The following is a 12977-nucleotide window of genomic DNA, read 5'->3' on the forward strand; positions in this document are numbered from 1 at the left end:
TGGTACTCCGTCTCAAGACGCGGGAGAGTAGGTCGCTGCCAGGCCTGCAAAGGGCAAGACAAGACAACAAAACACACGACACAAACCTCTTCACAAAACAAACAAACACACAAAGCCCTCCGAGAGAGAAATCTCCGGAGGGCTTTGTCGTATCACGAACCTCAAACGTAGAAACGCTAACGCGTCTTTACAATCGCAGCTGTCCGGCCGCGGATGGCTACCGCATGTCGCGCTCATAGCGAAGTACGACGATGTTGCCGCGGCGGTTGGGTGTCTCCCTGGCGTGCTCACCGGTCAGGCGAAAGCCGACCCGTTCAAGAAGTTTCATCGAGGGGATGTTCCCCCGATCCACGGTGGCGAAGATCGAGGCGAGAGATGCATCCTGAGCCGCGATCAGGTGCTGGATAGCCTCGCTTGCCAGTCCAAGGCCGCGATGCCTCGGCACGAGCCAGTATCCGAGCTCAGCGGTGGTGCCGCTTCTGACCAGGCCGATGACGCCGATGAGTTCATCCGATCTTCTCGACGCGATGGCGTAGGCCTGAGGCGGGTTCATGCTTGCGTTGTCGGTAATGAAGCTTTCGGCATCCTCACGCCGATAGGGGAAAGGCACCGTAGGCAGCCATTGCGCAGTGTCCCAGTCGTTCAGCGCTTCAACGAGGCGAGAAACGTCCTTCGCTTCAAGAGGGCGCAAGCGAATCCGTTCGGTGTCGACAATGTTCAAGGACATCTGCACCCTGTCTGATTGGTAACTGAGGCCAGCTGCAACGCATTCACTCCGGGCGCGACCAGACGTAGATGCCAATCAACACGAAAGTCGAGGCGACGATCGCCATGAGCATCAGGCCGGGCTGGCTCCCTTTGTAGAAGGCATAGAAGCCGAGCGCCATTCCGACCGTCGACAGAAGTTTGCCCGAGCGCGGAATGGCGCCTCGCTCCCGCCAGGCGGCGAGGAGCGGCCCGAAACGGCGGTGCGACAGCAGCCACGCCTCGAGGCGAGGCGACGAGCGCGCGAAGCAGGCGGCGGCAATCAGGAGAAAGGGCGTCGTCGGCAAAAGCGGAAGCGCCACGCCGATCGCCCCGATGACCACCATCAGGCAGCCGATGATCAAATAGGCCTGACGCATGCACCAAACCGTTTCGTCGCGGTGGGCGAGAGCGCCCATTTCCGAGAACGAGACTATGCGAGGCGTTCGCAACGGGCAACCGGGGACAAGCACGCGGGCTATACGCGTTCCGCTTCCGTCAGGTTCCGCCCGGAAGGTCAAAACCTGACGGAAGCGGTATTGGTTGACGATGGCACGGGCTTGGAGCTTATCCACCGGTGGAGACTTTGCCTTGCATACGTAGTGTCTCGTATGGTTTGGTGCCCGGTCATCTTGACGACGCACCGGCTTGATGTTTTTGTCCGCAGGAAAGCTGTCGCGATCGCGGGCGCCATGTCGTGATCGACGGGGCCGCGACGCCACGCCGGAAAGGACCGAGACTTGATCACTCTGAACCAATCGTCCACCGCCTTCACCCGTTCGCTCGCCAGCTCCAGCCGCGCCGTCAAGGTGACGGCGGTCGTGTTCGGCTCGCTGCTGATCGCCGCCGCGTCCCAGATCGAGGTGCCCTTCTTCCCGGTGCCGATGACGATGCAGACGTTCGCCGTGTTGCTGGTCGGTCTGCTGTTCGGCGCCCGCCTCGGCGCCGCCGCTGTTGTCGCCTATCTGGCCGAAGCGGCCATCGGCCTGCCGGTGCTGTCGGGTGGTGATACGCTGTGGACGCTCCTCGTCAAGCCGACGACCTCCGGTTATCTCGTCGGCTTCGTGGGCGCCGCCTTTGTTGCCGGACTGATTGCCGAGCGCACCGCCGGCCGCATCTGGGGCCTCGTCGTGGCCGCCGTCGCTGGTGAAGCGGTGCTGATGGTGCTCGGCGTCGCTTTCCTCGCTTGGCTCATCGGCGTGGAGAGCGCCGTTACTTACGGTTTCGTTCCGTTCGTTCTCGGCGATGTCTTGAAGATCGTGCTGGCCGTGGCGGTCGCCCGCGGCTTGGGGCGCCTGTCGCTTTCGACGGCGCTCTGAGGCAGGCTCATTTCAGAAAACGTTCAGGCGGCCGCCGGTTTTCCCGGCGGCCGCCGTTTTATGGAGATAAGTCGCTTTTCTGCGCTCCGATTCAGGCTTTGGAAACGATCAGCTCGCAAACTGCTCACCCGCGGGGGCGGCTGCGACCATTCTGTCGAGCCGAGGAGTGACGAGGGCGATGATCAGATCGGGCGCAATCGAGAAGAAGCGGCTGCGCGAGCTCTATCGCTACCGCATTCTGGATACGCCTCCCGAGCCCGAGTTCGACGGTCTTTGCGATCTCGCCCGTAGCCTGCTTGGCGCCGAGGCGGCCGTCATCACCTTTCAGGACACCGACCGTTCGTGGTGCAAGGCCTTCGCTGGCCGGCACGTAGCCACGCTTCCGCGCTCCGTTTCGGTGAGCGAGCAGGTCGTCGTGGCCGGCAAGGCAGTGGTCTACGAGAATCTCGCCAGTGATCCGTTGTTCCGCGATCATCCGCTCGTTCAGGGCGAGAACGGCATGCGCGCCGCCGTCGGCGTACCGATCGAGGTCAAAAGGGGACTTTGCATTGGCGCGGTCGTGGCGATGTTCGACGAGCCGCGGAAGATCTCGGTCGCCGATATCGAGAACCTGCAGCGCCTGACGCGTGCCATTGTCGACCGGCTGCACCTCCGCCGCATTCGTATCGAACGCGAGGTCGACCAGATCACTCGTGCCAAGAAGGATGCCGAGATTGCCGCCCAGAAGTGGGAGATCGGCAAGCAGCGGCGCCTTCTGGAGCAGACCGCCCGTCTCGCCCGCATTGGCGGATGGGAGTATGACGTTGCCGCCGACCGCATGATCTGGTCGGCGGAAATCTATCGCCTGCTGGAACTCGATGAGGCGGGCACGCCACCGGATCTCCTGACGTTGCTGGGCTATTGCCAGGAAGAAGCGGCAGGCGAAGTCAAGCGGCTGATCGTTCGCGTTCTGACGCGCGGCGAGTCCTTCGAAACGGAAATCCCGCTGACCACCGAGTCCGGCCGGCGACGCTGGGCGCGTTGCGTCTGCGAGGCGGAGGTCCAGCGCGGCAAGGTCGTTCGTCTTCTCGGTACGGTGCAGGACACGACCTTGCAGCGGGCGACCGAGGAAGAGGTCAACTTCATCGCCACCCACGACATGGTTACGGGGCTTCTCAACCGCGCCGTATTCCAGGAGAGGCTCGACCGGGCCTTGGCCTTCCGGACGCCGGCTCGGACCGTCGGTCTCTATCTGATCGACGTCGACCATTTCAAATCGGTCAACGACACACTCGGACACCATGCCGGGGACGTGCTGCTCGCCGAGGTAGGGCGGCGATTGCGCGAGGCGGTCGGCGAACTCGGCATCGTCGCCCGGCTCGGCGGCGACGAGTTCGCGCTGATGATGCCGGACTGCGGCGGCGAGAGCGAGCTGATCGCCATCGGCGAACAGATGATGCGCGGCCTGCAGGAGCCCATCGCCTATGATGCGGAGTCGATACCGGTGACCATCTCCGTCGGTATCGCGCGCTCGCCCTCCGGTACGCCGGCCGATCTGCTGTTCAAGGATGCCGACATCGCCCTTTACGAGGCCAAGGGCGAGGGGCGGAACCGCTTCGTGCTGTTCGATCGGGCGATGCGGGAAGCCATCGAGCTGCGCCACTCCATCCTCAGGGCGATCCGCCAGGCCATCGACCGGGGCGACCTGCGCCTCCACTACCAACCCAAGTATTCTCTACGCACGGGCGTGCTGGCCGGCTTCGAAGCCTTGTTGCGCTGGCACCGTCCGGACGGCTTCATCGCCAGTCCCGGCTTTTTCGGCATCGCCCTCGATGATCCGCAACTCGGCCTCGCCATCGGCGACCTTGTCATCCGCGAGGCGGTGCGTCAGGCGGCCGACTGGCGTGCGCGCGGCATCGTCTTCGATCACGTGGCGATCAACGTTGCCACGCCCCAGTTCCGGCGCGGCGACCTATGCGATTGCCTCACCGCCGCGCTCGACGAGTTCGGCGTGCCGCCGGCGGCGCTGATGGTCGAGGTAACGGAGAACGTCCTGTTGTCCAAGGTGGCCGACGAGGTGCAGACGACGCTGTCGCAACTGGCCGACAAGGGCATCAAGATCGCCCTCGACGACTTCGGCACCGGCTATGCCTCACTGAGTCACCTCAAGGATTTCCCGGTCGACCTCCTGAAGATCGATCGTTCCTTCGTGGCGACGCTGACCGAGGAACGCGAAAGCCGCTCCATCGTGCGCGGCATCACCGCGCTTGCCCACGACCTCGGCATCCCGGTGATCGCGGAAGGCGTCGAGACCTCGGCCCAACGCGACATGCTCCGGCATTTCGGTGTCGATTTCGGGCAGGGCTACCTGTTCTCGCGCGCCATGCTGCCGGCGCAGATCGAGGCGTCGGGGCTGGTCAGCATGACCGCCGCCCAAGTTCGTGCCTGAGCGCGAAACGACTTCGCCGACCGGTTTGACCCGATCGGCGATACGGCATTTCCAGATTCGTTGCAGCTGTCAGGCGGCGATCGCCGCCGCTTCTCTCGCCAGCTGCTCGATGCGCGCCCAGTCGCCCGCCTTGACGGCGTCGGTCGGCGCCACCCAGGAGCCGCCGACGCAGACGACGTTCTTCAGCTTGAGATAGTCGGCCGCGTTGTCGAGGCTGACGCCGCCGGTCGGGCAGAACACCATCTCGCCGAGCGGCGAGGCCAGCGCCTGCAGGTACTTCGGGCCGCCGGCCGGACCGGCCGGGAAGAACTTGACGATGCGGTAGCCCTTGTCGCGGGCCACCATCGCTTCCGATGCCGTGGCGACGCCGGGCAGGAGCGGAACGTTGAGCTCGATCGCCGCGTCGAGCAGATCGGGCGTCGCGCCGGGGCTGACCAGGAATTTGGCGCCCGCTTCGACGGCAGCCTTGGCCTGGGCACGGTCGAGCACGGTTCCGGCCCCGACCACGCCGCCTTTGATCCGGCTCATCGCCCGGATGGCGTCGAGCGCCGCCGGCGTCCGCAGCGTCACTTCCAGCGCCGGCAGGCCACCCTTGACCAGCGCGGTGCCGAGCGGCACGGCGTCTTCCAGGCGGTCGATGATCAGCACCGGAACCACCGGCGCGCGGCGGAGAACGGCGAGAAGGGCGGAGGTGTCGAACATGGCGTGTCCTTTGGTATCGTCGATCGTGGCGCGCTGGTCACGCCTGACGGCATGCAGGCGTCGGTTCGCACCAACCGGCAGAGGGCGGCAGGATCGTCGGCAACGCTGCGAGCATCCTACCATTCCACGCTGGTATGGCAGAAAACGACCGGATCAGCCACTCGATTCCCGAATGACCAGATGCGGAGCTATGAGTTTATGCTCGAACGGCGGCTCCTCGCCGACGATCAGCGCGTAGATGGCACGCGCCGCTTCCCGGCCGATCTCCTCGGAACCGTTCTCGACCGTGGTCAGGGCCGGTGCCCAGGTTTCCGAGCCATCGACGTCGTCGTAGCCGGTCACGGCCATATCGACGCCGGGGCGGATGCCGAGGCGGGCGAAGCTGCTCATCAGGCCGAAGGCGAGCACGTCGTTGAAGCAGACGACGGCGGACGGGCGCGGCGAATGGTTGGCGATGATTTCCGCCGCCTTGCGGCCGTCGCCCTGGGTCATCAGCTCGGGGATGTCGAGCACCGGGGTCAGACCGGCTTCGGTCATCGCCTCGCGGAAGCCGGCGTAACGGTCACGACCCGACGAGGTGGAGCGCAGGCCGCCGACGAAGGCGATGTCCTTGTGGCCCTTGCCGATCAGGAGGCGGGTGATTTCGTACATGCCGTGGCGGTCGTCGCCGCGCACGCTCGGGGCGTTGGCGCCGTCGATGTCGCGGCAGACCAGCGTCACCGGCGTGCCGGTGCGCATGATGGCTTCGATGTCGGCGACGGTGGTGCCGACGGACGGGCAGAGCACCAGACCGTCGGCGTTCTGCTGCTGCAGCACCTGGACGAAATTGCGCTGGCGCTCGATGCTGTCGCGGTGATTGCAGATGAGGATGGTGAGGCCGTAGGTCTCGAGCTCGCTCTCGACGGCGCGAAACACCTCGGCGAAATAGGGGTTGAGCACGTCGTGCACCACCACGCCGACGATGTCGGTGCGGGCGGTGCGCAGCGAGGCGGCCTGCCGGTTGTAGATGTAGCCCATCTCGGCGGCCAGCGCCTGAACGCGCTTGCGCGTTTCGGCCGAGACGGCCGGGTTGTCGCGCAGCGCCAGGGAGACCGTCGCAGTCGACACCTCGAGCTGCGCGGCGAGCTGGCTCAGCGTCACGCGGCGGCGTCGGAATCGGCGAAGGTCTTCCCGTTTGTTGGTGGTCATCTAGCGTCCTGTTTTCTGCCGTCTCAATCGATCACATGAAACATAAGGACGGGCGGCGTCAACTGAATTGCCTACGTACGGAACCGGCCGCCGACGCTTCCCTCAGGAACGCGTCGCGGCCGCCATCTCGCGGGCGTGAACGACGCGCTCGCGGTGGAAGAGATAGAGCCCCGAGGCGACGACGACGCCGGCTCCCACGAGCGTCCAGATCGACGGCACGTCGGAGAAGACGAGGTAGCCGGAGACGACCGTCCAGATGAGCTGGACGTAGCCGTAGGGGGCGAGGGTGGCGGCCGTCGCGAAGCGATGAGCGGTCATCACCAGGAAGTGGCCGAAACCACCGGCGGCGCCCATGAAGATCAGGCCGGCCCAGACAAGCGGCGACGACGGCGTCTGCCAGACGAAGAGGAGCGGGGGAATCAACAAGAGGCTCGGCACCGCGGCGAGCGAGATCACCAGCGAGCCCGGATTGACGCGCGTGGCGAGGTGGCGCGTGACGAGGTTGTAGACCGCGCCGGACATCATCGACGTCAGCGCCAGCAGCATGGCCGGGTGGAAGGTGCCGAAGCCCGGCTGGGTGATCAGCAGCACGCCGAGGAAGCCGACGGCGATGGCGCCGACGCGGCGGATGCCGATCTTCTCGTGCAGGAAGATCACCGACAGCAGGGTGATGACCATCGGCGACAGGAAGCCGATGGAGGTCACCTCGGCGACCTGCAGGTAGTGCAGGGCGCTGAAGTTGGCGAGCGTCATGATCGTCAGGAGCAAAGCCCTGAAGATCTGCAATCCGGGGCGTTCGAAGCGCCAGGCGCCGGGCGAGGACAGCGGGTTGAGCACCGCCATCGCCATCAGAAGGTTGATGACGTAGCGGAACCAGGACACCTCGATCACCGGCAGATGATAGCTCATCGCCTTGGCGGTCGTGTCGAGGCACGCAAAGACCATGGTCGAGCCGAATAGCGGGATCAGGGCCTTGAGGGGGGCGCGGGTGGGGGGAACGGGCGGCTGGGGCGAGGGCGCGCTTGGCCCGGGAAAGGACATCGGGGATTTCGCTGGCGAATGACGGGCTGGGCACCGGCGCGGGATCGCCACCGGATCGATTCAAAATCATACTAAAGTATTGTTCTGGCCGATGTAAGCCCGTTCGTCGACGGCGCCGTCAGTCTGTGGCGCCTTCCTCGGCCTCCTCGCGCAGGATCGGCGCGGCCGGCTTGGCGGCAGCTTCAATCATCTCGTCGTCGTCATCGTCCGCATGGGCGGCAACGCCGGTCGGCAGCAGGTTCTTCTCGATCTGGCGCAGGAGCTTCTTGAGGCGCTTGCGGTCCTTCTCGTCGAGGCCGGCCAGCGCTTCCTTCTCGACGCGCTTCCAGACGGCATCCACCGCGCCGGCCCGCTCGCGGCCGGCATCGGTCAGGAACACCCGGGCAAGGCGGCCGTCGGCGCTGGAGGTCTGGCGGGTGAGCAGGCCCTGCGCGCCCAGGCGGGAGATCATCTTGGTGACCGTCGGCGGCTGCACGGCGAGCTCGGCGGCGAGCTCCGACATCGACTGGCCGTCGCGTTCGGCCAGCGCCTTCAGCACGGCCTCCTGGCCGGGATGCAGGCCGATGCGGCCGAGATGGACTGCGGCGCGTGTACGATGGACGCGAGCCGCCTGCACCAGGCGGTGAGTGACGCTCTTGCGATGGTTGAAGCTCATGCCCCTCGTCTCCGTCGTCGGCGCCGGCCGACGGGCCGTCGCTCTACACCTTTGAGTGATCCCCTTTTCACATGGAACTATGACACTTATTTAGGGGCCGAAGATTTTTCCATAAGCCGCCGTCCGCCTTTGTCGTGCGTCCGTCAGGAGGGCGTGCTAGGACAGCGGTCCTCTTATCCGTGGAGATGCGCATGTCCGCTTCGGCCGCCACCCCGTCCATCCCCGTCACCGTCCTCACCGGCTACCTCGGCGCCGGCAAGACGACGTTGCTCAACCGTATCCTCACCGAGGACCATGGCAAGCGCTATGCCGTCATCGTCAACGAGTTCGGCGAGATCGGCATCGACAACGACCTCGTGGTCGATACCGACGAGGAAGTGTTCGAGATGAACAATGGCTGCATCTGCTGCACCGTGCGCGGCGATCTGATCCGCGTCGTCGAGAACCTCGCCAAGCGGCGCGGCAGCTTCGATGCCATTTTGGTGGAGACCACAGGCATTGCCGACCCCGTGCCGGTCGCCCAGACCTTCTTCATGGACGAGGAAGTGAGGAAGTTCGCTCATCTCGACGCCGTCGTCACGCTGGTCGACGCCAAGTTCTTCCTCGATCGCCTCGGAGACGCGCCGGAAGCGGAGGACCAAGTGGCCTTCGCCGACGTCATCGTGCTCAACAAGACCGATCTCGTCACGCCGGAGGAGCTGCGCGAGGTTGAGAAGACGCTGCGTCAGCTCAACCCCTACGCCAGCATTCACAAGGCCACCCGCTCGGGCGTGGCGCTTGATGCCGTCCTCGACCGCGGTTCGTTCGACCTCGATCGCGTGCTGGAACTCGATCCGTCCTTCCTGGAGGTCGACGAGCACGACCATGATCACGTCTGCGGACCGGACTGCGATCACGATCACCACCACCATGATCATGACCACGATCATCACCATCATGGCCACGAGACGCATCATGACACCGAGGTCACATCGGTGTCGCTGAAGACCGGCGAACTCAACCCCGACAAGATCCTGCCGTGGATCTCGGAAATCACCCAGGCGCAAGGTCCCAACATCCTGCGCCTCAAGGGCATCCTGGCCTTCCCCAACGAGCCCAAGCGCTACGTGGTGCAGGGCGTGCACATGATCGTCGAAGGCGATTTGCAGCGCGACTGGAAGCCCGGCGAAGCCCGCGAGAGCCGTCTCGTCTTCATCGGTCGCAAGCTCGATCATGCCGAGCTGGAAGCCGGCTTCAAGGCCGCGGCTGCCTGATCCAGCCTCAGGCGCCGGCGGCGACATCCGTCGCCTTGGCTTCCGCTTCGCTTTGCGCCTGACGGGGCGATGCTCGCCACGTCAGGCTCGCTTGGCGCCGGAAGCCGCTTCGCGGCTTCTGGTCTTTCTGCCTCAGTCGCCGGCAGGCCTCCGGCCCTTGGCTTTCGCGCTTCGCGCGGGCGCCACTTGGCGCCGGAAGCCGCCTCGCGGCTTCTGGTTCACAGCCGCTCTTGCATTTGCCAGCCGGATGACGCACTCCGGTCACGTCATTCCCACCAATGATCCGGAGCCGCCGTCGTGCCCGAGGTTACCCCGCTTCCGCTTTCCGGTTATGTCATCGACATCCATTACGTGGCCGGCGTGCCGACCTTCGTCACCGGCGACGGCGCAATCGCGCTCGGCACGGCCGGTCGTGTGGTGAAGCCGCATGCGGGTGGCATTCTCTCCTCGGCGCTCGCCGCCGACGGCAAGTCGGTGATCACCGGCGGCGACGACGGCAAGGTGATGCGCACCACGGTCGATGGCACCAGCACCCTCGTCGCCGAGCGTGGCCGCAAGTGGATCGACGTGATCGCCGCCGGCCCCGGCGGCGCCGTCGCTTTTGCATCGGGCCGCACGGTTGTGGTGGTCGACGGCAGCGGCAAGGTGCACGAGCTGGAACGGCCGCGCGCCGCGCTCGGCCTTACCTTCTTTCCCAAGGGGCTCCGTGTGGCCATAGCCGGCTATAATGGCGTCGGCCTGTGGTTCCCCGGCACCGCCGCGCCGGTGCAGGAACTCGAATGGAAGGGCTCGCACATCGCGGTGACGCTGTCGCCCGACAGCGCCAATGTCGTCACTTCCATGCAGGAGATGGCGCTGCACGGCTGGCGTTTGCGCGACGGCCAGCACATGCGCATGTCCGGCTATCCGGCCAAGGTCAAGTCGATGTCCTGGTCGGTCAAGGGGCGTTATCTCGCCACCTCCGGCGCCGGCGTTTCGGTACTGTGGCCGTTTTTCCACAAGGATGGACCGATGGGGCAGAGGCCGCTGGAACTCGGCGGCCGCCAGGAACTGGTGACCCGCGTCGCCTGCCACCCGGCCGAGGAGATCGCCGCGCTCGGTTATGACGACGGCATGATCCTGCTGAGCCGCTTCTCGGATCGCGAGGAGGTGCTGCTCGCCCGCCCGAACGGCTCGCCGCTGTCGGCGCTCGCCTGGAGCGGCAACGGCCTGGAGCTGGCTTTTGGCTGCGAAAGCGGTGCCGCCGGCCTAATCGACCTCACACGCTGATGACCGCTCTTCGCTCCTCCGTCTCCTCACGCACCACGCCGGCCAAACAGGGCGAACTCGATACCGCCTATGCGGCGCTCGCCATCCGCGAGCGGCTGCTGCCGATCAAGGTGCCGGCCTTCTACCAGCGCAAGCTCGACGAGGAAGCGGCGGCGCTCGGTCACACGGAGGGGCCGCTTCATCGCATGGTGCGGCCGACGCGCGAGCGCTTCGGCGCCCCGGCCGGCGGCGAGGTGCCGGACTGGGTCGATGACCGCGCCAACATGCCGGTGCCGGGCTCGCGGGCGATCATCCACAAGTATGCCGACCGCGTGCTGTTCATGCCGACATCGGTCTGCGCCGGCCACTGCCAGTATTGCTTCCGGCAGGACGTGCTGACCGATGCCCACGCCGAAGGCGGCGACCTCAAAGGCCTTGGCGCCGAGGTGGAGCGGCTGACGGCCTATCTCGGCTCGCGGCCCGAGGTGTCGGAAGTGGTGCTGTCTGGCGGCGATCCTCTGACGCTGTCCTTGCGTGACCTTGCTTTGGTGCTTCAGGGCATTCGCACGGTTCCGACCATTCGGTCGATCCGCCTGCATACCCGCACGCCAGCCTTCGCCCCGAAGATCTTCGGCGACGACAAGAAGCTCGATCTTCTCGCCGAAGCGGACGTTCGACTCGTCCTGCACTTCGCCCACCCTTACGAGATCTGTGGCGAGGTGGCGGAGGTGCTCGACCGGCTCGATCGGCATCGCATCCGGCTCTACAATCACTTTCCGCTGCTGCGCGGGGTCAACGACCATCGCGACGTGCTGGCGCGCCTCATCGAGACGCTCGACGATCACCGGGTGCGCACGCTGTCCGTCTACGTACCCGAACCGATCCGTCATTCGGCGCCCTTCCGGGTGACGCTCGACCGCTTCTTCGCGCTGCAGGACGAGCTCACCGCCACGACGCCGAGCTGGATCAATGCCGTCCGCTTCACCCTGGACAGCCCGGTCGGCAAGGTCCGGCGCGAGCATGTCGTGGCGCGCGACCGATCGGCTGGCCTCGTCACCTTCGAGAAGGCCGGCCAGCGCTTCGTCTTCCCCGATTTTCCCAACGAGCTCGACGTTCCCGGCGACCGGGACACGCTGCTCTGGAAAGGCTGATCAGGCCGTCGCCTTCGGCAGGAACAGCACCACCGCGAACAGGATCGCGCCGCCGAGGGCCAGGAAGGATGCCGCGGCGACCAGCGGCTCGAAACTCGGGTTGCCGTTGAGCAGCAGCACGAGCGAAGGAAACATCACCACGGCGGCGATGGTGTTGAGCGCCCAGAGAATCTTCGGCAGGCGGCCGGTGCTCCTGGCCGGATTGAGGCCGAAGAAGATGCCGTAGACGGCCATCACCACGAAGCCGATCAGGTTGAGATGGGCGTGGGCGCCGGCGGCGGCGTGATTGCCGCTCGCCGACATGTAGATGCCGAACAACATGCCGACGATCAGCAGGACGGCGGCGGTGCGGAAGTACAGGAGCGAAATGGGATTGCTCACAATGGTCTCCATGCCGGCAAAAAGTCCGGTCAGAAAGATCATACTGCATAATAAGTAAAAATACAGCGGCAACCTGATGAAGCGACTGGTCCGCTTTCATCAGAGAACGCCGATCTTTGGCGCGGAACCGGCGGAAACCGCCGCGCTCTTTGGCTCGGCATGGCCTAGCTCTCCTCGGGTTCCGTGGTGACCGATTGTTCCGTCACTGCCCAGATGGAGAAACGCCATGACTGCCTGCCGCCTTGTTCCCATCGGCCGCGTCGTCCAAACCGGCGAAGGTTCTTTGATGGAGATCGAATCCAGGTATCGGGAAGGTCTCGTCGGTCTCGACGCCTTTCGTTGGATTGTCGTTTACTGGTTCGCCCACAAGGCTGAACGGGCGAGGGAGACGCCGCTCGTGCTGCCTGCACCTTATCGCGGCGCCCCGGAACGGCTGGGCGTGTTCGCGACGCGGTCGCCGCTTCGCCCCAACCCGCTCTGCATGACCGTGGTGGAACTCGTCGGCATCGACATGGCTGCCGGCATTGTCCGCCCCGGCTGGATCGACTGCGATGACGGTACGCCGATCCTCGACATCAAGCCGTACCAGCCGAGTCTGGACCGGGTCGAGATCCCGGAGCCGCCAGCATGGTGTGCCGCTTGGCCGCGTTCGGTGGAAACGTCGGGCGCCTTCGACTGGTCTTCCGTCTTTACCGACTGATACTGTTTCCGTCGGGTTTCGACCTTTCGGGCGGAATCTGACGGAGGCGGAAGCGCCCGACCGGGCGCCGGCCGGTCAGGCCGAAACCCGCTTGATCCGGACGAGTCCGGATCAAGCGGAACGCGTATGAGGTGGCGCTTTTGTTTGCCGGGCGGCCGTTGCATGCT

The 12977-nt window shown here is 65.4% G+C and carries 13 protein-coding genes; 6 read left to right on the forward strand and 7 right to left on the reverse strand.

Annotated elements, in window-relative coordinates:
- Window positions 1-217: 217 nt before the first annotated feature.
- Together M4J39_RS16780 and M4J39_RS16785 are read right to left on the reverse strand one after the other, a co-directional pair.
- Window positions 218-721: a GNAT family N-acetyltransferase gene (locus M4J39_RS16780; protein WP_251729567.1), complete on the reverse strand. Its 504-nt coding sequence runs from the start codon at window positions 719-721 to the stop codon at window positions 218-220.
- 49 nt (window positions 722-770) lie between these two features.
- Window positions 771-1124, reverse strand: a complete 354-nt coding sequence (locus M4J39_RS16785; RefSeq protein WP_251729568.1) for a YbaN family protein — start codon at window positions 1122-1124, stop codon at window positions 771-773.
- A 360-nt stretch (window positions 1125-1484) separates the two neighbouring features.
- Here M4J39_RS16785 and M4J39_RS16790 point away from each other — a divergent pair, with 360 nt between their 5' ends.
- Together M4J39_RS16790 and M4J39_RS16795 are read left to right on the forward strand one after the other, a co-directional pair.
- Complete coding sequence (locus M4J39_RS16790) at window positions 1485-2063, forward strand: biotin transporter BioY (RefSeq protein WP_251729569.1); 579 nt, start codon at window positions 1485-1487, stop codon at window positions 2061-2063.
- A 178-nt stretch (window positions 2064-2241) separates the two neighbouring features.
- Window positions 2242-4491 (forward strand): bifunctional diguanylate cyclase/phosphodiesterase, encoded by a 2250-nt coding sequence (locus M4J39_RS16795; protein ID WP_251729570.1) that lies wholly within the window; start codon window positions 2242-2244, stop codon window positions 4489-4491.
- 69 nt (window positions 4492-4560) lie between these two features.
- On the opposite strand, the gene eda is transcribed toward M4J39_RS16795, so the two are convergent.
- The 4 genes from eda to M4J39_RS16815 all read right to left on the reverse strand — a co-directional run bounded on the left by eda (window position 4561) and on the right by M4J39_RS16815 (window position 8077).
- The gene (gene eda, locus M4J39_RS16800) at window positions 4561-5193 is read right to left on the reverse strand and encodes a bifunctional 4-hydroxy-2-oxoglutarate aldolase/2-dehydro-3-deoxy-phosphogluconate aldolase (protein WP_251729571.1); all 633 of its coding nucleotides are present in this window, start codon (window positions 5191-5193) and stop codon (window positions 4561-4563) included.
- 153 nt (window positions 5194-5346) lie between these two features.
- Window positions 5347-6381 (reverse strand): LacI family DNA-binding transcriptional regulator, encoded by a 1035-nt coding sequence (locus M4J39_RS16805; protein ID WP_251729572.1) that lies wholly within the window; start codon window positions 6379-6381, stop codon window positions 5347-5349.
- Between the two features lie 102 nt (window positions 6382-6483).
- Complete coding sequence (locus M4J39_RS16810) at window positions 6484-7422, reverse strand: DMT family transporter (protein ID WP_251729573.1); 939 nt, start codon at window positions 7420-7422, stop codon at window positions 6484-6486.
- Window positions 7423-7540: 118 nt separating this feature from the next.
- Window positions 7541-8077 carry a MarR family winged helix-turn-helix transcriptional regulator gene (locus M4J39_RS16815; RefSeq protein ID WP_251729574.1) on the reverse strand — a complete coding sequence of 179 codons (537 nt, stop codon included), beginning with the start codon at window positions 8075-8077 and terminating at the stop codon, window positions 7541-7543.
- A 191-nt stretch (window positions 8078-8268) separates the two neighbouring features.
- On the opposite strand from M4J39_RS16815, the gene M4J39_RS16820 reads away from it, so the two are divergent.
- The 3 genes from M4J39_RS16820 (at window position 8269) to M4J39_RS16830 (ending at window position 11729) form a co-directional block, all read left to right on the forward strand.
- Entirely contained in the window at window positions 8269-9330 is a 1062-nt protein-coding gene (locus tag M4J39_RS16820) for a GTP-binding protein (protein ID WP_251729575.1), read from the forward strand.
- A 297-nt stretch (window positions 9331-9627) separates the two neighbouring features.
- Window positions 9628-10599, forward strand: coding sequence for a WD40 repeat domain-containing protein (locus M4J39_RS16825; protein ID WP_251729576.1), 972 nt, complete (start codon window positions 9628-9630; stop codon window positions 10597-10599).
- Window positions 10599-11729: a radical SAM protein gene (locus M4J39_RS16830; protein WP_251729577.1), complete on the forward strand. Its 1131-nt coding sequence runs from the start codon at window positions 10599-10601 to the stop codon at window positions 11727-11729. Before M4J39_RS16825 ends, M4J39_RS16830 begins: the two co-directional genes overlap by 1 nt.
- Here the strand turns inward: M4J39_RS16830 and M4J39_RS16835 are convergent, their stop codons facing one another.
- Complete coding sequence (locus M4J39_RS16835; protein WP_251729578.1) at window positions 11730-12110, reverse strand: hypothetical protein; 381 nt, start codon at window positions 12108-12110, stop codon at window positions 11730-11732. It abuts the gene before it with no gap.
- Between the two features lie 226 nt (window positions 12111-12336).
- Between M4J39_RS16835 and M4J39_RS16840 the strand changes: the two genes are divergently transcribed.
- Window positions 12337-12810, forward strand: a complete 474-nt coding sequence (locus tag M4J39_RS16840; protein ID WP_251729579.1) for a TrmO family methyltransferase — start codon at window positions 12337-12339, stop codon at window positions 12808-12810.
- Window positions 12811-12977: the final 167 nt, after the last annotated feature.

Source organism: Pleomorphomonas sp. NRK KF1 (assembly GCF_023721755.1).
Lineage (GTDB): Bacteria > Pseudomonadota > Alphaproteobacteria > Rhizobiales > Pleomorphomonadaceae > Pleomorphomonas.

What these genes read in the sequence shown, in the direction of transcription:
- M4J39_RS16785 (WP_251729568.1), bottom strand. Translation starts at nt 1,124, where the DNA reads ATGCGTCAGGCCTATTTGATCATCGGCTGCCTGATGGTGGTCATCGGG.
- M4J39_RS16795 (WP_251729570.1), top strand. Translation starts at nt 2,242, where the DNA reads ATGATCAGATCGGGCGCAATCGAGAAGAAGCGGCTGCGCGAGCTCTAT.
- eda (WP_251729571.1), bottom strand. Translation starts at nt 5,193, where the DNA reads ATGTTCGACACCTCCGCCCTTCTCGCCGTTCTCCGCCGCGCGCCGGTG.
- M4J39_RS16805 (WP_251729572.1), bottom strand. Translation starts at nt 6,381, where the DNA reads ATGACCACCAACAAACGGGAAGACCTTCGCCGATTCCGACGCCGCCGC.
- M4J39_RS16810 (WP_251729573.1), bottom strand. Translation starts at nt 7,422, where the DNA reads ATGTCCTTTCCCGGGCCAAGCGCGCCCTCGCCCCAGCCGCCCGTTCCC.
- M4J39_RS16815 (WP_251729574.1), bottom strand. Translation starts at nt 8,077, where the DNA reads ATGAGCTTCAACCATCGCAAGAGCGTCACTCACCGCCTGGTGCAGGCG.
- M4J39_RS16820 (WP_251729575.1), top strand. Translation starts at nt 8,269, where the DNA reads ATGTCCGCTTCGGCCGCCACCCCGTCCATCCCCGTCACCGTCCTCACC.
- M4J39_RS16830 (WP_251729577.1), top strand. Translation starts at nt 10,599, where the DNA reads ATGACCGCTCTTCGCTCCTCCGTCTCCTCACGCACCACGCCGGCCAAA.
- M4J39_RS16840 (WP_251729579.1), top strand. Translation starts at nt 12,337, where the DNA reads ATGACTGCCTGCCGCCTTGTTCCCATCGGCCGCGTCGTCCAAACCGGC.